This window comes from Ensifer sp. GW101-20A05, assembly GCF_059424735.1.
Genome location: NZ_JBWKZT010000029.1, coordinates 23,727 through 44,110 on the forward strand (window position 1 = coordinate 23,727; position 20,384 = coordinate 44,110).

The 20,384-nt window shown below is 60.4% G+C and carries 12 protein-coding genes and 2 pseudogenes; 10 read left to right on the plus strand and 4 right to left on the minus strand.

Annotation, left to right across the window (positions count from 1 at the left end; all coding sequences use genetic code 11):
• Positions 1-5: 5 nt before the first annotated feature.
• Positions 6-1,004, minus strand: coding sequence for a nucleotidyltransferase family protein (locus AC070A_RS33615; protein WP_113133826.1), 999 nt, complete (start codon positions 1,002-1,004; stop codon positions 6-8).
• On the minus strand, positions 1,004-2,164 hold the full coding sequence (locus AC070A_RS33620) for a PqqD family peptide modification chaperone (RefSeq protein ID WP_057251193.1): 1,161 nt from the start codon (positions 2,162-2,164) through the stop codon (positions 1,004-1,006). The genes AC070A_RS33615 and AC070A_RS33620 overlap by 1 nt, the downstream gene beginning before the upstream one ends.
• 494 nt (positions 2,165-2,658) lie before the next feature.
• On the opposite strand from AC070A_RS33620, the gene nusG reads away from it, so the two are divergent.
• The 5 genes and pseudogenes from nusG to AC070A_RS33645 form a co-directional block, all read left to right on the plus strand.
• Entirely contained in the window at positions 2,659-3,198 is a 540-nt protein-coding gene (gene nusG, locus AC070A_RS33625) for a transcription termination/antitermination protein NusG (RefSeq protein WP_255571611.1), read from the plus strand.
• 243 nt (positions 3,199-3,441) lie between these two features.
• A complete protein-coding gene (locus AC070A_RS33630; protein ID WP_057251176.1) occupies positions 3,442-5,052 on the plus strand; it encodes a hypothetical protein in 1,611 nt (536 codons plus the stop codon).
• Between the two features lie 1,065 nt (positions 5,053-6,117).
• Positions 6,118-7,869 (plus strand): type I secretion system permease/ATPase, encoded by a 1,752-nt coding sequence (locus AC070A_RS33635; protein ID WP_309239092.1) that lies wholly within the window; start codon positions 6,118-6,120, stop codon positions 7,867-7,869.
• A gap of 28 nt (positions 7,870-7,897) precedes the next feature.
• Positions 7,898-9,211, plus strand: coding sequence for an HlyD family type I secretion periplasmic adaptor subunit (locus AC070A_RS33640; protein ID WP_057251175.1), 1,314 nt, complete (start codon positions 7,898-7,900; stop codon positions 9,209-9,211).
• A 97-nt stretch (positions 9,212-9,308) separates the two neighbouring features.
• A pseudogene (locus AC070A_RS33645) lies at positions 9,309-9,668 on the plus strand (IS630 family transposase); the annotation flags it as partial.
• 114 nt (positions 9,669-9,782) lie between these two features.
• On the opposite strand, the gene glmS reads toward AC070A_RS33645, so the two are convergent.
• Entirely contained in the window at positions 9,783-11,606 is a 1,824-nt protein-coding gene (glmS, locus tag AC070A_RS33650) for a glutamine--fructose-6-phosphate transaminase (isomerizing) (RefSeq protein ID WP_057251173.1), read from the minus strand.
• An 884-nt stretch (positions 11,607-12,490) separates the two neighbouring features.
• Here glmS and AC070A_RS33655 point away from each other — a divergent pair.
• From AC070A_RS33655 to AC070A_RS33665, 3 genes are all read left to right on the plus strand, one after another.
• Positions 12,491-13,927, plus strand: coding sequence for a calcium-binding protein (locus tag AC070A_RS33655; RefSeq protein WP_162733749.1), 1,437 nt, complete (start codon positions 12,491-12,493; stop codon positions 13,925-13,927).
• A gap of 248 nt (positions 13,928-14,175) precedes the next feature.
• Entirely contained in the window at positions 14,176-15,936 is a 1,761-nt protein-coding gene (locus tag AC070A_RS33660) for a type I secretion system permease/ATPase (RefSeq protein WP_492383955.1), read from the plus strand.
• Positions 15,933-17,375: an HlyD family type I secretion periplasmic adaptor subunit gene (locus AC070A_RS33665; protein WP_492383956.1), complete on the plus strand. Its 1,443-nt coding sequence runs from the start codon at positions 15,933-15,935 to the stop codon at positions 17,373-17,375. Before AC070A_RS33660 ends, AC070A_RS33665 begins: the two co-directional genes overlap by 4 nt.
• 246 nt (positions 17,376-17,621) lie before the next feature.
• On the opposite strand, the pseudogene AC070A_RS33670 reads toward AC070A_RS33665, so the two are convergent.
• Positions 17,622-17,966: pseudogene (locus AC070A_RS33670) on the minus strand (integrase core domain-containing protein); the annotation flags it as partial.
• A 149-nt stretch (positions 17,967-18,115) separates the two neighbouring features.
• Here AC070A_RS33670 and istA point away from each other — a divergent pair.
• A complete protein-coding gene (istA, locus tag AC070A_RS33675) occupies positions 18,116-19,378 on the plus strand; it encodes an IS21 family transposase (protein WP_492384402.1) in 1,263 nt (420 codons plus the stop codon).
• Positions 19,375-20,256: an IS21-like element helper ATPase IstB gene (gene istB, locus AC070A_RS33680; protein ID WP_492383957.1), complete on the plus strand. Its 882-nt coding sequence runs from the start codon at positions 19,375-19,377 to the stop codon at positions 20,254-20,256. Before istA ends, istB begins: the two co-directional genes overlap by 4 nt.
• The last annotated feature ends 128 nt before the right edge of the window (positions 20,257-20,384 follow it).

Below are 20,384 nucleotides of genomic sequence, written 5' to 3' on the forward strand. Positions count from 1 at the left end.
GATCCCTAAATCTTTGAGCGTAGCCCCTTATTCGAAAGGATGAGGCCTGCGCGACGCACCAGTTCGATCGGGTTGCGACGCGCCAGCTCAAGGGAACGTGTGAGCCGGCTGAGGCCCCATGCCAGGTTGCCGGCGAGGCGTAGCGGAGCGCCGGAGACAGGATGCCTGACCGTATAGATGCGCCTCCAGTGCTGGAGGCGGGGCATCGGGCGCCCTGCGGCGTCTGCCGGAATCTTCGTCCCAAAGAAATGGTGCAAGGTCAGCAGTTGGGTGTCGAGCGCATTCCGGGTGGTTTTGTTTGGCATTGCCGTGCGCAGCGCCGCCCAATCCAACTGTTCGCTTTCGGCGAGTTGTGCCAGATCGTGCAGGTGCCGCAGATCGATTCTTCCGCGCCAGTAATCTCCTTCCTTGAGGAGGTCATGCATGATCCAGTGCATTGCGCGGGCCTCAAGGGAAGGAATCTTCACCCGAAGGCCATCCCGTTGGACGGGCTGGGGGCATCCGAATCCGTCCGGCCGATACCGCCGGAGTTCCAGGATGCCCGCATCCTGCGGACGCGCCATGCCACGAACGTCCGGCACCTCACGATAGCCAAGCTCTTCGAGGCAGGCCTTGGCGGCAGCCTCCTCGCCCGCTTCCACGGCGATATCGAGATCGCTCGTCATCCTGCTGGGCAACCGGCCGGGCGGGGAAACAAAGAGCGGAACGGCTCCCTTGAGCAGAATCGGAACGATCCCTCGGCTGTTGAACGCGGCGACGGTCTCGATCAACTGTGCCCTCAAGCTCAGGTTCCGGTTCCGATTGCAGTCATCGATAAAGGCAAGATAATCGCGCACGTCGCCTGGCAGCCGCTCGATCTGGCCCGATTGGGCGAGCGAGGAGAATAGGGCGGGCGTGAGCAGCGTGTGGTTCGCCAGTGCGATCAAGGCTTGCCAGTCGACATCGGCGACGAGGTGCCCCTGAAGGCCGGAGACCAGGGCGTCAAGAGCGGTGTCGGCACGCATCACCGGCAAGCTCCCCGGATCAATTCCAACGCATCTTCCAGCGAGGAATAGGTGAGGGAGCAGGTCCTGGCCGATCCAATAACCTGTGTCAGCATTTCGAAGGCGGTGCTGCCGAGATCTCGGCCGGGCGCAAACGCACCGTTGAGCAAGCCGCGCAACGCACCGACCGCATCGACCGGATCCAGACTGGGACGGGAGCCGCGGTCGCGGTTAAGCAGGATCACCCAGCCTATGGCTCGGGGGGCCTGCGACACCGGCGAAAAGTGTTTCGGCACGATGTAGCGCACTCGCTTGCCATCGGGGCGCCTGAAGATCGGTGCTGCAGCGAGCTCGGGATAGTATCCGGCAAGAAGAGGCCATGCGCCGGGCTTGACGCCGGCGGCGAAGGGAAGTCCGATGCCAAGCCCGCCGCAGTTCAAAAGGGTCACATCGTCCGAGACGAAGCCGAAGCCCGATTGGGCCAGGGCCAATGTCAGCGTCGTCTTGCCTGCACCGGGATCGCCGCAGAGCAGGATCAGGCGTTCGCCTGAGGAGAGGGCGGCTGCGTGGAGTGCAAGTTCATAGATGCCATGCTCGAGCGCTTCGGACAGCAATTCCCCCTTCAGCACGGTGGGGATCTCCTCGGGGGAGCAGGTCCGAAGCCAGTCACTATTCCGGAACACGTGGATCCGATCCCCGTGCTCGACCAGTTCCAGGAGAGTGTCGGTGGCCTCCGGCTGGACTTCGAGGTGCCTGAAGACGGTGATTGCCGGAAAGGCATGGGTCGCTGGATAGACAATCCGGATGCGACGGTCCGCCACGGCCAGCGTTTGGACCACATGCTTGTGAAGCGAAGCGGAGGCCGATGGTGCGTGTGGCCGGATCAGGCCCAGGCGCTCCCAATCCCTTAGCGCGGTTTGAACGTATTCTTTCGCATCGAGGGCATCAACGTGACCGCGCATGATCCTGCGCGGGATAGCATCCGGTGAAGCGCCTTCCTGCAACGAGCGCCAGATGTCGGCGGCCGTGTCGTTAAGGGCGAAGATGGCGCGCTGGGTTGGGCTGAACAGGATGTTCTGCCCACGGATGCGCACGAGCCGGGCCTGGGTCACGAGGCCCGCCGCCACGCCATCAGGGGAAACTTGCACGACAGCTCCTTCATTCGCTTCTAGTAAGGTCATCGTCGTGGCCTCCTCCGTGCCTTCCCGCGTCATAATTGCCGACCGCACCCCGTGTCTTCACTCTGCCGGCAGCCGCGCCAGAGGGGCAAAAATCATGGTGCACCCCAACTCGGCCTCACAAAGCCGGTAATCCGCTTGAGAAATAGCACATTTGAAAGTCTGTAATCAGCGGGCCGATCCGTCTAATCCGTCGTAAGCTCGCTCCACTACGGTGGTATGCGCCTGCGCCTTTTTGCAGGGTTGATCGGCAAAAAGTATCTATCTGCTAATCACTTGCTCCCAGCCTGTTACGCTCTAGTGCTGATGGCACGCAGGTCCGCGAACCTGATACATTCTCGGGTGGCTGGCGCCTCGGTGTGCAATGTTCATGGATGTTCGCGACAACGGGTGGCGGAACATGGATGGTTCACGGGCATGAGCGCGGCCATGCAAAATTGTTGATTTAATTTGCTTGTGGCGGCCCATCTGCATTCAGAGGGTTGAGTATGCTAAAAATGGAAAGTTCGGTAGCGGAACCGCTGGACAGCCAGGATGCGCGTAGTGCACGTTGGTATGTGGTTCAGACGCACCAGCACTGCGAAGTCCTGGCCGAACGACACCTGTCGTCTCAAAACTTCCGAACCTATTTGCCGAAAAGACGGCGAACTGTCCGGCATGCGCGCAAAATCAGACCGGTTTGTTCCGCATATTTTGAAGGTTACCTGTTCGTATCATTCGATATTCGCGAGCAAAGGTGGTCGCCAATCAATTCCACCGTGGGCGTTCGCAAGCTCGTCATGACAGATTGCGCGCCGATTCCGGTTCCATTCGGCGTCATTGAGACCCTCCTGTCAGCAACCGATGACGAGGGGTTCCTGCACCCGAAGAGTCTTTTGGAGCCAGGGCAGAAGATACGGGTCACGAATGGGCCATTTGCGGACCAGCTTGGTACTTTGGATTATGTTGGACGGTCTGGAGCAGTAAGAATACTTATTGATGTTATGAATAGATCCGTTCCTATGTATATTGATAGAGATCAATTGCTTATAACATGAATGTTAATGTAGAGTATTGTTCTTGTTTGGTATAGTTTCTATTGGTGTGGGGGCGCAGTCACACGACTCACCCTAAGTGCGGCAGCTTGCGAAGAAATCCGCAGTAGACGTCCCCTTGGCAAAATGGCCACACATGCGCTTCATGCAGAGATCGCGAAGCGAAGCCCGCCCGGACAAGCACATTACCGTCACTCCTTCGAACACGGCGCGCGCCATGGTCGGCAAGCGGCCCGGGAGCACGATATGAACCCACATCAGGTAATCGCTGGGCGCCGGAATCTGACCGTGGATGCGGCGGACAAGCAGAATGACGTACCAGGCATGGACCTAGCTGGCTCGGACGCAATCGCGCCGTTGCACGCAGCCGATACGGCTGCCGCGTTTCCAGTGGCGGCAACCTTGTTTCGCGCCCTGGATGAGGCAGGGGTGAGATACGGGATTATCCAGGATCTCGCGAGCCTGCCTGAGGCGGTCGCCGGCTGCGACGATCTGGATGTGCTCCTCGATAAGCAGGACTACCCGATGTTCTGTTCGATAATGGCTGAGTTGCATGGTCGCCGCGGGGTAAGCCTCTCTTGCTACGACAATGTTTGCGCCGGCAGAGAGGATTGGTTCGTTGCCGATTTTTCATGCGGTGCCTATCTCCATCTCGACCTCCACGTCGGAATTCGTGTCGGCTGGGAGTTTCGCAAGCGCTACCTGGCTTTCGATCATGCGGCGGTCGGGCGGTGGGAGCATGTATTCGTTGGGGGGATTTCCATCCCCGTCGTCTCCCCTGAGGACGAGGTTCGGATATCGATCGCCCGCTTCGCGTTCCGTCTGTGGACGCTTCCGTGGAAACGTTGGGTGGCGATACGTGGCAGTCGCAAGGAGCAACTTGCGCGCCTGTCCCCCGCCCCCGGCGAACCGAATTCCTACATCATTGAATACAAATTTGGCCGTGGCAGAAGCGTCAGCTGCAGGATTCGGCCGAGCGAGGACGGTATTCTGGTGCACAGCGGCGACCTTGCAAGACTGAGGCTTTCGCTCCGGCAGAGATGCGGCTTCTCGAGAGCCAGCGGTATCGCGGATGCTGCGGTTCATTTCGTGCGCAAGGCCTCCTATCTCGCCCTGAGGCTCGCAGGTCGCGTCATGCCCGGCGCCGTACCGCCAAAACGGTGGCCCTGGGCCGGTGGGGTCGTGGTGGCGCTCGTCGCTCCGGACGGACTGGGAAAGAGCACGCAGGTCAGCCTGCTGACACGGATATTTCGATGGAAGTTCGGCTGCGCCCAGGTTTATGTCGGCACCGGCGAGGGAAGAGGATGGCGGTTGCGCAAGGGGCTGCAGCGCCTGGCTTTTTACCGCCGGCGCGAGCTCAAGGCGATGATCCGGACCGAGGGCCGGGAAAGCCGCGCAATGGGAAGGATACTATCGGTCGGTTTGGCGCTCTGGGGAGTTCTGATCGCAATCGAACGGTACGCCGTTGTGAACCGTGCGCATCGATGGGCAATGCGCGGCATGATCGTTATCAGCGACCGCTGGCCACAGAAGCTTCGGCACGGATATCTGGACGGGCCGATGATACCGCCAAATCTCTCATCCGCGCCTGGCGTGGGCATGCTGGCGCGGCTTGAAAAGAAGCTATACGAGCGGATGGATTCTTGCAGGCCGCATCTGACGCTGCATCTCGTCTCCGATTATTCGGTTTCCGAGGCGCGAAAGCCCGGAGAAATTACCAGGGAGGGGTTCGACGCGCGGCTGGCACTCATGGCCGAACTGCGGGCCTTGGACAACGACATCAGGACCATCGACGCCAGCGCCAGCGCTGAGAGTGTCAAGCGGGAGCTTTTCAAGGAGATCTGGTTGTCCTTGTAGAAGGCTTCGCCGCTTCGCAAAGACGCCTCATGAGATGCAGCGCGCGCGCTCATCGATCTAGCCTTTTCAGGGACGAAAATGATCCCCTGCAAAGCCGGACTGCAGCGCATTCTTGAAATCCGGACCTTCCTTTTTCGACCCGCGGGCTCCCGGTCGAGGCGTCGTCTCAGGCACACAGGTTAGTGGAGGTATTCGCAAATGAAGATCGTGCATGTGTTGACCCGACTGCTTCGCGGCGGTTCCGAGGAGAATACTTTGGCGTGTTGCAGCGCGCAGGTAAGGCGCGGCCATGCAGCAGGTCTGAGGTCTATTCGAACGTCCTCTTCGCGCTCTTTGTCGAAATACTTGCTGCTTTGATGGGCGATCATTTCGATGCCACCGATCCGGTCCAAATTTTCATGCGCGATGCCCGCAAAAGACAAGGGAGATAAACAGGTGCGGCGAATCGCCCGGCTCGGCACGGGCGTGGGCTTTGTCTTGCTGCTGTTTGGATTTGCCTGGTTCGTCCAATCGCGGTTTCTTGATCTTCTCGTTGCAGTCAAGGCGCTGTCGGAGCCCTTGGGGATCTATCTTCCCGACGGTGTCGAACCCGGGGGCGCGGAGCTCGGCATCTTGGATCTCATCCCTCCGGCTTTGACGATGTTTGTCGGAACCGCACTGGTGGTTCTGGCGGGCCATCTGCGCGCGGAGCCTCGCCTCGCAGAGCCCGGTGGATCGGCGCTGTTGCGAGCCGGATGGCGCCGGAAAAGGCCGCGCTATAGCCGTCGTCGACGCAGCCTCACAAAGTGGCAGACTGCCGGTATGGTTCTGATCTTCATCGCTCTCGCGCAGGTCGGACCTTTGGCTCTGCTGTTGCCTCATCAAATCGGCGATCCCGGCGGTAGCGCGCTTGCGGCCCTGACGGGGTACCTGCCCGATCCTTTGTTGTTTCAAGACCTGCAGAGCGCAGCGGACGGGCTCCCGTTCTGGCTGATGATCGGAAGTCTCGGCCTGTTGCTGTTATTCGGGCCGGCACGGCGGAAGCGGACGGGACCCTCGCCACAGCCATCGGCTGCTGCGCGGCCCATTTCCCTTGCCGGTAATCCGGCAGCGGGCTCGGAACTGGCCAGCGCGCTTGGCTCCTGCAAGGGAGCGCTCGCCGGTGTTGCGGCGTTCAGTGGCGTGAGCAACATCCTCATGCTGAACGGTGCGCTTTTTATGCTGCAGGTTTATGACCGCGTGTTGCCGAGCCGCAGCGTTCCGACGCTGGTCGGCCTGGCAATACTGGCCGGCATTCTCTTCGTCGGGCAGGCCATCATCGACCTCGTGCGTGGTCGCATCATGGCCCGCATCGGCACCGAACTGGACGAGGCGGTCTCCGGACGTGTTTTCACCGCGATAACCAGGCTGCCCCTCTTGGTCGGCTATCAGGGCGACGGGCTGCAGCCGCAGCGCGATATCGACAGCATCCGCTCCTTTCTCTCGGGGCCGGGACCCAATGCGTTCTTCGAACTGCCGTGGCTCCCCTTCTATCTGGCAATCATCTGGAGTTTCCATCCGGTTCTCGGGATAACCGCCATTTGCGGCGCAATCATACTGGTTCTCCTCACAGCGACCACCGAGATACTCACGCGCAGGCCAGCGAGCGCGGCGGTCTTGACGGGCGCCCGCCGCAATATCCTCGCCGAGGCGAGTCGCCGCAATGCGGAGGTCCTCGCGGCGATGGGGATGGGGAGGCGCCTCCATGACCAATGGCGGGACGCAAGTCGCCAGTGCCTCGCCCAGCAGCAGCGTGTCAGCGATGTCACGGGCGGCCTGGGTAGCGCTTCGCGCGCATTGCGGCTGATGCTGCAGTCCGCAATGCTAGGCGTAGGTGCCTGGCTCGTGATCCATGGCGAGGCGACCGCCGGGATCATCATTGCAGGTTCGATCCTGGTCGGCAGGGCGCTTGCCCCTATCGACCTTGCCATCTCCCATTGGCGCAATTTCGTGGGTGCACGCCAGAGCTGGCGCAGGCTCGGGCAACTGCTCGCCCGCCTGCCCCAGGACGTGCAGCCAATGGCGCTTCCGGCACCGAGATCGAGCTTGACCGTGGACCGGCTCGTGATCGGCGCGCCAGGGACGCAGCGGGTTGTTGTCCAGGGCATCGAGTTCAATCTGGATGCCGGCTCGGGGATCGGCGTCATAGGACCAAGCGGCTCCGGCAAGTCGAGCCTCGTTCGCGCGCTGGTCGGCGCATGGCGGCCCCTGGCGGGGCGGGTAAAGCTGGATGGCGCGGCGCTCGATCAGTGGCCATCGGAACAACTCGGCAGACACGTGGGCTATCTGCCCCAGGATGTCGAGCTTTTTGCGGGGACGGTGGCGGACAATATTGCCCGCTTCGACCCGTACCCGGACCCTGGCGTCGTCGTTGCCGCCGCCCGAGCGGCGGGCGTCCATGATCTGATCGTCAGCCTGCCCAACGGTTACGAGACCCAGATCGGGGAAGGCGGCGCCGCTTTGTCGGCGGGACAGCGTCAGCGTGTGGCGCTCGCGCGCGCGCTCCACGGGAACCCGTTCCTCGTTGTCCTCGACGAGCCGAATTCCAATCTCGACGTTGAAGGCGAAATGGCGCTTGCCGAGGCGATCCGGGGGGTCAAGGCCCGCGCCGGGATTGTCGTGATCGTGACGCATCGACCGAACATCCTCTCTGAGTTGGACTTCGTTCTGGCGATGAAGGAAGGACAGATGCACATGATCGGGCCGCGAGAACGGGTCCTGGCAAAACTCTTGCCATTGCAGCCGGCCAACAACGCCAACCCGAAGCCCGTTTCGATCTCGCCGAAACGGCCGAATTGACAGCGCTCGAGAAGAGGCAGGCGCAAAGATGGCAGATACTCGGTCGACGCACTGCAACCGGCGGTCCATTCGACGCAATCTCATGGGAGGGGTGACGTTCATCACCCTGCTCGCCGGCATCGTCGGCGGCTGGGCCGCAACCGTGGACATTTCGGGCGCGGTCATCGCGCATGGCGCGGTGGTCGTCGAGGATAATGAGAAGAAGGTGCAACACTCCACCGGAGGTATCGTCGGCGAGATCTTCGTGCGTGACGGCAACCACGTAAATGCCGGCGATGTTGTGGTCCGGCTTAGCGACGTTGTTCCCCGTGCCAATCTCGCGTTCGTGACCAAGAGCCTGGACGAGCTTTACGCCCGCAAATCCCGTCTCGAGGCCGAGCGCGATGGCGGCGAAGAGATGACGCTCGCTCCATTGCTTGCGAGCCGGATGGGCGTTCCCGAGGTGGCGGCGCTGGTTGCCGGCGAAAAGCGACTGTTCGAACTTCGCCGGATCGCGCGATCCGGCAACAAGGCACGACTTCACGAAAGGATGGAACAGTACCGCAAGCAGATCGAAGGCCATTCGGCCCAGGAAGTGGCCAAGGCTAGGGAGATCGAGCTGGTCAACAATGAGCTCGACGGGGTTCGCAGCCTCTTTGAACAGAAGCTGGTGCCGATATCCAAGCTGACGGCTTATGAACGCGAAGCTACGCGGATCGAAGGCGAACGAGCCCAGCTTGTTTCGAGCATTGCGCAGACAAAGGGAGCGATCGCGGAAGTGGAGCTCCAGGTCCTGCAACTGGATAAGGAATTCTCGAGCGAGACGGGACGCGAATTGCGCGAGGTCGACGCCAAGATAGCCGAGTTCGAGGAGCGAAACGTCACGGCCGAAGATCAGCTGGCGCGCATCAATATTCGTGCTCCTGCGAGCGGTACCGTTCATCAGTCGATTGTGCACACCGTCGGCGGTGTCATTGGTGCCGGGGAACCGATCATGCTGATTGTCCCTGATGCTGACGCCCTCACGGTCGAGGCAAAGGTGGCTCCGCAAGACATCGACCAGCTTCTGGTTGGCCAAGCAGCCCTGCTTCGGTTCACCGCCTTTAATCTGCGCAGCACGCCTGAGCTTATCGGAGTGGTCTCCAGGGTCGCCGCCGACATCACGCGGGATCAGCGCACCAACGAGAGTTATTACGTGGTGCGCATCACCCCGGTTCCGGAGGGATTGCAGAGACTCGGCCAGCTAGCGCTCGTTCCCGGCATGCCGGTCGAGGTTTTCATCCAGACCGGTGAGCGCAAGGTGCTCTCGTATCTGATGAAGCCGTTGACGGATCAGATGATGCGGGCTTTCCGGGACCAGTAGATTGAGCGGTTTGTCGCGCCGGATCCTGTTTCAGAAGTCATTTGAAGGAGGATTTTGCCAATGATGCCAACAAAGCTATCCCCTGGGCTCCGAAGCCTGTCGGCTGGTCTTTCTCGATGAAATCATCAAGACGAATATGGCGCCACTGCGGGGCTGGGCGCCGCGCGGCCGGCGGCTCGCTGCACCGGTCCCGCACGGCCACTGGAAAACCATGACCTTCATCGCTGCTTTGCGCAGCGACCGTATCGATGCGCCTTGGGTCGTCGACGGGCGGATCAACGGCGAGTTCTTCACCCTCTATGTCCAGAAAGTCCTCGTGCCCACGCTCGCCAAGGGCGACATCGTAATCCTCGACAATCTCGGCAGCCACAAGGGATAAGCCGTGCGCCGCGCCGTCAAGGAGGCACGCCTCTTCTTCCTGCCGCCCTACAGCCCGGACCTCAATCCCATCGGGCAGGTCAATCTTGGAGCGGCTGGATACGCATTGCACTGCGTGCCTGGTGGCATCGTATTCCATATGAGCGCGTCCGATAAGCAGCCCCGCCCACCGGCTCTCGGTCCTGCGCGAGAGCTATTCCACTGTGACGGATTTTGCCAGATTGCGCGGCTGATCAACGTCGGTGCCCATGTGCACGGCGGTATGATAGGCCAGCATTTGGATCGGCAGGGCGTAGATGATCGGCGCTATGATCTCCGGCATGTCGGGCAGGATGATCGTTTCCATCGTCTTCAGGCTTGCCTGCGTGGCCCCCTTCCGGTCGGTGATCAGAATGATCCTGCCGCCGCGGGCTGCGACCTCCTGCATGTTGGAGACAGTCTTCTCGAAAATCCGGTCATGCGGCGCGATGACGATGACAGGCATGGTTTCATCGACCAACGCGATGGGGCCGTGTTTCAGTTCGCCCGCGGCATAGCCTTCGCCATGGATATATGAAATCTCCTTGAGCTTGAGCGCGCCTTCCATGGCGAGCGGATAATTGGTGTCGCGCCCCAGATACAGCACATGCCGCACCTGCGTGAGTTCGCGCGCGACCTTCTCGATCTGCTCTCCGAGCTTGAGCACCTGGCTGGCGAAACGCGGCGCTTCCGACAACTGGCGGATGAGCCGCTTTTCGTTTTCCCCGCCGATGGTCCCCCGCACTGCGGCCGCACGTACCGCGAGCGCTGCAAGCACTGAAAGCTGGCAGGTAAAGGCCTTGGTCGAGGCGACGCCGATCTCCGGCCCGGCAAGCGTCGGGAAAATGCAGTCAGATTCGCGCGCGATCGTCGATTCACGGACATTGACGATTGCGCTGATCGGAATGCCGGCGCTGCGGCAATAGCGTAGCGATGCCAACGTGTCGGCAGTCTCGCCGGACTGCGAGATGAACAGGGCTGCACTCGACTTCGACAGCGGCATTTCCCGATAGCGGAACTCGGATGCGATATCGATATCGATCGGCAACCGCCCCAGGCGTTCGAACCAGTATTTCCCGATCAGGCCGGCAAGATAAGCGGTGCCGCAGGCCGAAACCGCCATACGGTCGAGCTTCGCGAAATCGAATGGCAGATCGACCGGCTTGGCCTTTCCCTGGGCGAAGTCGAGATAATGCGCAAGGGTATGCGAGATCACCTCCGGCTGTTCATGGATTTCCTTCTCCATGAAATGCCGGTAATTGCCCTTGTCGACCAGGAAGGAGGAGCCGATCGACCGCTGCCGCTTACGTTCGACCGGCGTGCCGCTGATGTCGAATATCTGCAAGCCGCCACGCTGCACGACAGCCCAGTCTCCATCCTCCAGATAGGTGATAGAATCGGTGAAGGGCGCGAGCGCGATGGCGTCGGAGCCCAGATACATCTCGCCTTCGCCGTGGCCCACCGCAAGCGGGGGCCCGTTGCGCGCCCCGATGATCAGATCCTCGTCTCCACGGAACATGATTGCCAGCGCGAAGGCGCCCTCGAGCCGCTTCAATGCATTGTGTGCGGCCCCGACCGGTTTCGTGCCGCGCGCCAGTTCGCGCGAGATCAGATGGGCGACAACTTCGGTATCGGTTTCCGAAGCGAATTCGAAACCATCTGCGATCAGTTCCGCGCGCAGTTCCGCGAAATTCTCGATGATGCCATTGTGTACAATCGCCACATCCCTAGAAAAATGCGGATGGGCATTGGTCTCGTTCGGGACGCCGTGCGTGGCCCAGCGCGTGTGCCCGATGCCGATCGTGCCGCCCAGTGGTTCGGCCTGCAACCGGCGCTCGAGGTTGACCAGTTTGCCTTCCGCACGTCGGCGGGCGAGCTGCCCGCCCTCAACAGTGGCGACACCGGCAGAATCGTAGCCGCGATATTCCAGCCGCTTGAGAGCGTCCACGATAAGTGGCGCAACGGGCGAGTGCCCGACAATCCCGACGATCCCGCACATTTTACTTGCCTTAAGCCTTCCATTGCTAGTTTTCGACGAACTCGGAAGCTGCGACCGACATACGAGGGGCAGCGATCATCCGCGGACCGCTGTGCGGTAGCAGGATCAAAACTGCACCAGCGGGGTCCACCAGAGCTGTCATTCCGACCCCGATGGCCAGTGCGAGCAACATCAACTCAGTCCTATGGCATTGTGTTCTCCTGGCCTGCACGCTTCAATTTGCCTTTAGGGCTATTGCCGCAGCCACATGGGTTACTTGACTTTCTGACCGCGGTCCGAGGCAAGTGGCACGGCCTTGGCGGGCCTGTTGTGCAAAACTGGAAGTGGCGCTGACGAACCTGGCTTCGCTGAAGCAGATCATCGAGGATGTCGACGCCGTGGAGACCAACGCATTTACCTTGAACGGATCGAGGCGCTCTCTTTCCGGATTGCCGGCTTGGAAAGGCGCTCAAGTCGGAGTGGGAAACACTCCGAGAACGCAGCCCAATTATTGATGTCCATGCCTGGAATGTGACCGATCACGGCGATGGTGATCGAGGCTTTCCCTATGGCGACATTCCGCAAAGGTGGAGAATTGTGGCCTGATTGGGGCTCGTGCCCAAACAGCGACGACGAGCGCTTCGCCGAATTGCCGACCGCTGCGCCGGTCGTGGATGCACCGCTGGCCAACGAACCGAAGGCGAACGTCGTGCACTATCATGCCTTTGCGCCGGACCCGGGACGTGCGACGTGCGTCATGATCCCGCGAGTGCCACCAAGGTGATCGGAAACGCCGCAGGTTCGCCATACTCCGCTAATATACGAACTGCGCGGCTGCAAATCACAGCCGTGTATTGCCTCCCCAATCACTCCTGGGGAAAGAGGGAAACTGGAGAACTTTCATCGTGACTACAATTACGCTGACCGGAGACTACGGCTCCACACCTTACAAGGCTTCGGGCCTTGCTGCGGGAACTCTGATCGATGCCGAGAATGCATCCTGGACACAAGACAACGATGGGAGCGACGGCAGCCCGTACCCCTTTATGGTCTACGACTCGCCGGGTGCGATACTTGATGGCGGCACGATCAACGGCAAAGTCGACATGACCGGTGATTGGCGTGACGTCTACAACGACGGCAACTCGGCTGGCGTCAGGACAGAGGGCACGCCAGATGTCGTGATCCGCGACTGGCATATCACGAATACGTGGGACGCTGTCCGCGTATCCTGGGACAGCCCTAACTTCCTCATCGAGGACGTCTGGGTCACCAACGCCCGCGACGACGCGGTCGAGAACGACCGACTCCAGACGGGCACTATCCGTGACAGCCTTTTTGACGGGGTGTTCGGTGGCATCAGCGTAGACCCATCGTCGTCAAGCCCTGTCGACGGTCATAACAACACTGTCACGCTGGATGGCGTGCTGATGCGGATGCAATCTTTCCTTTACGAGGGTGAGATGACGCACTCCTCGATGATCAAGACCGACTCTGCCACGGACGGCGAGCTCACACCGAACCTGCGCTTCATCAACACGGTCTTTGCCATCGAGGACGTTGAGCACCACAGCTACCGCAGCATGCAAGACGCTTGGAACAACACCGTCGAGTCCAAAGGCAACGTCTTCCTGAATCTGTCGGACAAACCGCTCCCGGACGACTACCCGATGCCTCCCGAAGGGTGGACGGTCCTGCAGGGCCAGGCGGCGCGCGACTATTGGCAGGAGGCCAAAACCGAGTGGATCGAGCGACACAGCGGTGAAGAAGGCACTACCCCCGATTCACCTGCCACCGAGCAGCCGGTAGCCGACCATCCGCCGGTAGCCGAACAGCCCCCGCTCGCTGCCGAGCCTGCTTCGTTCAGCGGCGTGAGCTTTAAGGGGGCCAGCGACGGTGAGACCATCATCGGCAACGAGCTGGACAACATCATCGACGCCGGCAATGGGAACGATGTCGTGAAAGGGTCCGCCGGAAACGATGTCATCAGGGGGAATGATGGCGTCGACAAGCTATGGGGCGGCAGCGGGAACGACACCTTCCTCATGGAGCGCCTCGGCGACTCGCGCGAGAACGGCGGCATCGACACGATCATGGATTTCGCCGCCGGCGACAAGATCAAACTGTCAGCAATCGACGCAAACAGGGAGCTGACGGGCGACCAGGCCTTCCATCTGATCCAGGGCGACTTCAGCGACGCTCCCGGCCAGCTTAAGGTGTCCTACGATGCCGGTTCCGACACAACCGTTGTGAGCGGGAACGTAGACACCGACGTTCAGGCTGAGTTCACGCTCTGGCTTCACGGCGAGGTCAACCTGACCTCGGGTGACCTCGTGCTCTAGACTCCCAGCCAATGGGGACGGTGGAACTTCTCCTCCAGATTCATTTGGTTTCTGGAGGAGAATACGCCGTTGCTGTGAGTGACTCCACGGCTAAACGCTCGAGTATCTGCGGCTAGCCTTCGCACGGGTGGCGAAGGTCAGGCAGGGGATTATGCGTGCCGCTGGCCGATTAGAAAACTAACCAAGCGCCAGTAGTGTTGAAGGCCCGCATCGCGGGCTCACACATGCAGTTGTTTGAGGGGACGGAAATGTCACAATCCGGTTTAGGAATGCTCCGCACGTCAGGGGCGAAGTCCGAGTTAGCTGCCTGTCTGCGGCGATTTCGACGGGCTTTTCTCGTGGTGGCGGCCTTCAGCGGTCTTCTCAACGTGCTGACGCTATCCGGCTCGGTCTTTATGCTGCAGGTCTATGACAGAGTTCTGCCCAGCCGCAGCGTGCCGACACTTGTCGCACTGATCTTCCTGATTTTAATAATTTACGGTTTTCAGGGCGCGCTCGACGCCATACGCGGCCGCGTGCTGGCACGTATTGGCAGCGGACTAGATGAGCGCCTGAACGAAGCGACCTATCGTGTGATGTCGAGGTTGCCCCTGATAAGGGGCAACTCGGGCGAAGGCCTACAGCCAGTGCGGGACCTCGACCAAATTTCCGGATTCCTGTCGAGCGGCGGTCCCGCCGCTCTCTTCGACCTGCCGTGGATGCCGCTCTATCTCGCGCTTTGCTTCGCTTTCCATCCTTGGCTGGGCGCGGCAGCGTTGATCGGTGCGATCCTGCTTTTGGCAGTGACCGTAGTCACGGAAAAAACGGTCCGCCGTCCAGCGACTGAAATGTCGAGCTATGCTCAGGCACGCAACAACGTTGCACTGGCAAGCATGCGTAACGCCGAAGTCATTGAAGCGATGGGGATGCGATCCAATCTTGCCGCGCTGTGGAACGATGCAAGCACGAACTACAGGCAGGCGCAAATACGGGCCAGCGATATCACCGGCTCCTTCGGGGCGCTTTCACGTGGCCTCAGGATGATGCTGCAGTCGCTCGTGCTAGCGACCGGCGCGTTCTTGGTGATCCGCCAGGAGGCCAGTGGCGGTATCATCATCGCGAGTTCTATTCTTACGGCGCGGGCCCTGGCGCCCGTTGAACAAGCTATCGCGCATTCGAAAAGATTTCTTGCCGCCAGACAAAGCTGGCGCCGGCTGGACGAGCTTTTTGCGCTGTTTCCTCCCGCCGGGGATGCATTGCAGCTACCGCCGCCGCAATCCGAACTCTCGGTGGAAGGTGTCGGCGTCATTCCTCCGGGCGAGCGCCGATTTGTCGCCCAGGATATTGCATTTTCGCTCACCGCGGGCTCCGCGCTCGGCATCGTCGGTCCGAGTGCTTCGGGTAAGTCGTCCTTGGCGCGGGCGATCGTCGGCGTCTGGCAGACAGCGTATGGCAAGATTCGCCTCGACGGGGCCGCGATCGGGCAGTGGCCGGTTGACGCGCTGGGGCGGCATGTCGGGTATCTACCACAAGATGTCGAGCTATTTGGAGGCACGATCGCTCAAAACATCGCTCGCTTTGATCCCACGCCGGATCCAGCGGCCATCATCGCGGCGGCCAAGGCCGCGGGCATGCACGAGACGATCCTGCTCTTGCCTGGCGGATATCAGACTGACATCGGCGAAGGCGGAGCATCGCTCTCAGCAGGCCAGCGGCAGCGCATCGGACTGGCTCGCGCGCTGTATGGTGATCCCTTCCTCGTGGTTCTGGACGAACCGAACTCGAACCTCGATGCCAATGGGGAGCATGCACTGACCCAGGCGATCCTTGCCGTGAAACGCCGCAAAGGCGTGGTCATCATAATTGCCCATCGACCGAGCGCGCTGGCGGCTGTCGATTTCTTGCTCGTTCTTCAGTCCGGCCGCCAGAAAGCTTTCGGACCCCGGGATATGATTTTGCGGGAGCAGTCGCGGCTGGCGCCCGAGAGATCAATTCGAGCGGTTCCCGCGGGGGAAAGGGCGTCCGGATGATAAGTATTCGCGACTGGGCTCAGCGTGCGCATGGCGTCGCTAATCTGTTGACTACGGACAAAAGCCATTTGACAGCAGGTGCTAAGGGCAGAATTGGTCGGCCGACATTGCCTGCGGCCCACGCTCCTGCGAAGGGTGTATCCGCGCCCACACAGAACGATATTTCCCTGCGCAGGCACATCGTCTTCGGCGCGGCGATGGTGGCAATGCTGTTTGGCGGGCTTGGCGCATGGGCCGCGACGACGGGGTTGTCAGGTGCCGTGATCGCCCCGGGACATATCGCGGTTGAATCCAACGTGAAGGCGGTGCAACATCTAAGCGGCGGCGTTGTGGGCGCAATCAACGTGCGTGATGGCGACGAGGTTAAGGCAGGTGATATCTTGGTTCGCCTCGATGACACGGTCACTCGCGCTAACCTTGCCGTCATTACTAAGAGCCTGGACGAACTCTCGGCCCGACAAGCGCGCCTGACTGCAGAGCGCGAGGGTGCTGAAGCGATCCTCTTTCCCCAGGATATTGTGAGGCGCTCCTCCGCCGCCCACGTGGCGCAGGTCCTCCAAGGGGAACGGAAATTGTTCGCACTGCGCCGCGCGGCCTATCAAGCAGAGATCGAGCAACGCCGGGAGCGGATTGGCCAGCTCACAAAGGAGATAGCGGGACTCGAGTCTCAACGCGAGGCTAAGGAGCAGGAGCTTGGTCTGGTCCGCGACGAACTCAGCAGCGTGAAGGGCCTGTGGGAGAAAAAGCTTGTCCAGCACTCACGAGTGCTGGAGTTGGAGCGCCAGGAAGCGCAGCTCCTGGGAGGCCGCGGCCAGCTGATCGCTGCGATCGCCGAGGCCAAGGGCAAGATTAGCGAAACCGAAATAGCCGTCATTCAGGTTCAGGAGAATTGGCGCGGCGACGTCGCAAAAGAACTTCGCGATACGGAGGCCCAAATCGCGGAGTTGGAAGAACGGAAGATCGCCGCAGATCAGCTTCTGAGGCAAACCGACATTCGTGCGCCTCAGGCCGGACGCGTACATCAACTTGCGATCCACACGGTAGGAGGCGTTGTTGCCGCGGGCGAGTCGATCATGAAAATCGTCCCCATTGCCGACGAGTTGGCGGTGGAAGCGCGCATCGCGCCTCAAGACATCGACCAAGTCGAGCCCGGCCAGCCAGTCCATCTGCGTCTGTCGGCCTTCAACCAGCGGATCACGCCCGAAATCGGGGGGCATGTACTAACCGTTTCACCGGACCTGGTCGAAGACGAGCGAAATGGGTTGTCCTTCTACAGCGTGAGAATCAAGCTCGATAAAGGTCAGCGTGGCTCCTTCAAACCGGAAAGCCTCAAGCCCGGCATGCCAGTAGAAGCGTTCTTGCTTACTGGTGATCGCACGGTCATCTCCTACTTAGTGAAACCACTCACAGATCAGATTGAGCGCGCTTTCCGGGAATAGGAAATCATCCGCTCCGCTCCCCGGGACCAGAAATCAACGGACCGCATCGATGGTGAAGTTTATCGGTGATAGAAGGCGTGCTCTCGCACCTCAACCTGCGTTATTACGCCGAGCACGCGCTGTGGTACATCTTTAAGGCGCGGGCTTCAGTTGCCTCAAGCAAGGATGGACTGTCGATCACTATGCAAGCGTAGCTTCTTTCAGATTTTCCAACATCTGGAGTTGCCCCCAAAAGACCGGACATGCTCAGATTTGAGATTGCGAGCTGATGAACTCGCGCGGGGACTGATATCCTAACGCCTTGTGCGGGTGAAGATTATTGTAATGCTCGAACCAGAACGGCAGTTGCGCCATGACGGTTTCGGCATCCGGGGTCGGGTTTACCGAGACGTAATCGCGCTTGAAGGTTTTGACGAAGGCCTCGGCCATACCGTTCGATTGCGGACTTCGCACCGGCGTCGTGCACGGTTCCAGGCCGATGTCGCGGAGCAAGGATGCGGTGTCCCTGGCGATGAAGCAGGAGCCGTTGTCGGTGAGCCATTCGATGGGCTCGGACAGCATGTTGATGCGGCCAAAGCGGCTCTCCACGGCGGTGTGTCGATACCGGATCAATACTCCCCAGAAGTGCCGTTTGAATCTTCCCCAGTTTAGCGTTGCCGCCGGTCTTCCGGGGCGCGCCCCGGAAGACCGGCGGCGCGTCATCACCGATACTGCTCTCGATGGTCGAGAGGGGAATGTTGGTGATCAAACTCGGGGAGATAGTCATGATTTTAGATTTGCACCGGCAGGGGTTGTCGGTGTCGGCGATCGCCAGACAGACCAACGTCGATCGAAAGACAATTCGTAAATATATTGAGCGGGGTCTCGAAGCGCCTGCCTATGGACCACGCAAGCCGAGGACGACGGTGATCGATCCGTTCACTGCTTATCTGCGTGAACGGGTTGCTGCCTATCCCGGCCTGAGCGGCCGGCGGCTCCTGCGAGAGCTGAAGGATCGGGGATATGCGGGTGGCTACACGGCCGTCACGGATTTTCTCAGAGACGTTCGCCCGACCTCAGAGCAAGGCTTTGAAGTTCGGTTCGAAACAGCTCCCGGCGAACAGGCCCAGGTGGATTTCGCCCAGTTTCAGGTCATCTTCACCGATGAGCCTTCAACGCCGAGGATCGTCTGGCTCTTTTCCATGGTGTTGGGCCACAGCCGCCTCATATGGGGCCGCTTCGCCATGCATCAGGATCTTCCGACGGTGCTGCGATGCCATGTCGCCGCGTTCGATGCAATTGGCGGTGTTCCACGCGAGATTCTCTACGACCGAATGAAGACTGCCGTCATTGGTGAAGGGGAAACCGGGGGCATTGTCTATAACCGCGCTCTGCTCGATCTTGCTCGCCATTACGGCTTTCATCCTAAGGCCTGCAAAGCCTATCGCGCCAAGACCAAGGGAAAGGTCGAGCGACCATTCCGCTATATCAGGGAAGACTTCTTCCTGGCACGTTCGTTTCGCAACCTCGATGACCTTAACAGCCAACTGCGGTATTGGCTTGATACGGTTGCCAATCCGCGTGTGCACGCGACAACGCAGCGTGTCGTCATGGAGGCCTTCGCCGAGGAGCGCCATCATTTGCGGCCTTTGCCTCTGGCTCCGTTCCGATCCGTATTGAGACTGGAGCGCAGGATCTCTCGAGACGGAATGGTCAGCGTCGGCGGAAACGCCTACAGCGTGCCCGACGCCACCAGGAGACGTCTCGTCGAGGTTCATACCCTCGCCAATGAAGTTCAGATCTTCGAGGACGGCACTCTCATTGCTGTGCATCCAGTGTTGGAGGGGCGTCATCAGCGCCGCGTCGAACCAGGACACAGAACCCTTCGCTCACAGCCACGATCGCGACCACACGTCAACAATGACGAGATCATTCTTCATGGATCCGGAGACAGGGTCACACAGCGGCCGCTCGCCTTCTACGACGCTGTCGCCAGAGCCATGGCGCAGGAGAACCGCACATGAGCGCCGCTCTCGATTCCGTGCCGTCAATGATCGACCGCATTCGCCATGACCTTGTCGGCTTGAAGATGCCACGTGCCCTTGAAGCACTCGACCATATTGTCCGGCGCCTGGAGCACGGCGAGCTGTCGGCACTCGAAGCGATCGATATCCTACTTTCCGAAGAGCTGACCCTGCGGGAGAACAGCCGCATAAAGACGGCCCTTCGGATGGGTCGCCTGGCAACCATCAAAACGCTCGCTGGCTTTGATTTTTCTTTCCAGCCCTCACTCGATCGAGATCGGATCTTCACGCTTGCGCAACTGGGGTTTGTCGACCGCCATGAGGTCGTCCATTTCCTCGGGCCACCGGGAACCGGCAAAAGCCATCTGGCCGTGGCGCTCGGCGTCGAAGCTGTCAAGGCCGGCAAGAGCGTCTACTTCTGCACACTGGCCGATCTCATTGCGGCTCTGTCCAGAGCCGAGCGCGAAGGGCGACTTCAAGAACGCATCCGCTTCTTCTGCAGGCCCAGCCTCCTGATCGTTGACGAGATCGGTTATCTCCCGGTCATCGCCGGCGGCGGCAATCTGTTCTTCCAGCTCGTCAACGCACGCTACGAGAAAGGCGCGATGATCCTCACATCCAATCGCGGCTTTGCCGAATGGGGCGATGTTTTTGGAGACGCCGTGGTCGCCACAGCCTTGCTCGACAGACTTTTGCATCATGCCGTCGTCGTTCAAATCGAGGGATCAAGTTACAGGCTGCGCCAACATGCCGAATTGATGCCTGAACACGTGCGATCCAAGGCTTTGATCACCCCGCCGTCCTTCGCCCCGCCGCAACGCCAACGCGGCAGACCGCCGAAAAATACCCAATTCTCCACGTCGTCCGGGGCGGCATAATTGGGGAATTTTACTTCGGCACTTTTGGGGAAATTTCACCCGGCATTGACAGCGGTGATCACGAGGTCCTGCACGTCCTGGCTCTTGATGCCCTCGGTGGTGGCCACATGGGCGATTGCCTCACGGTC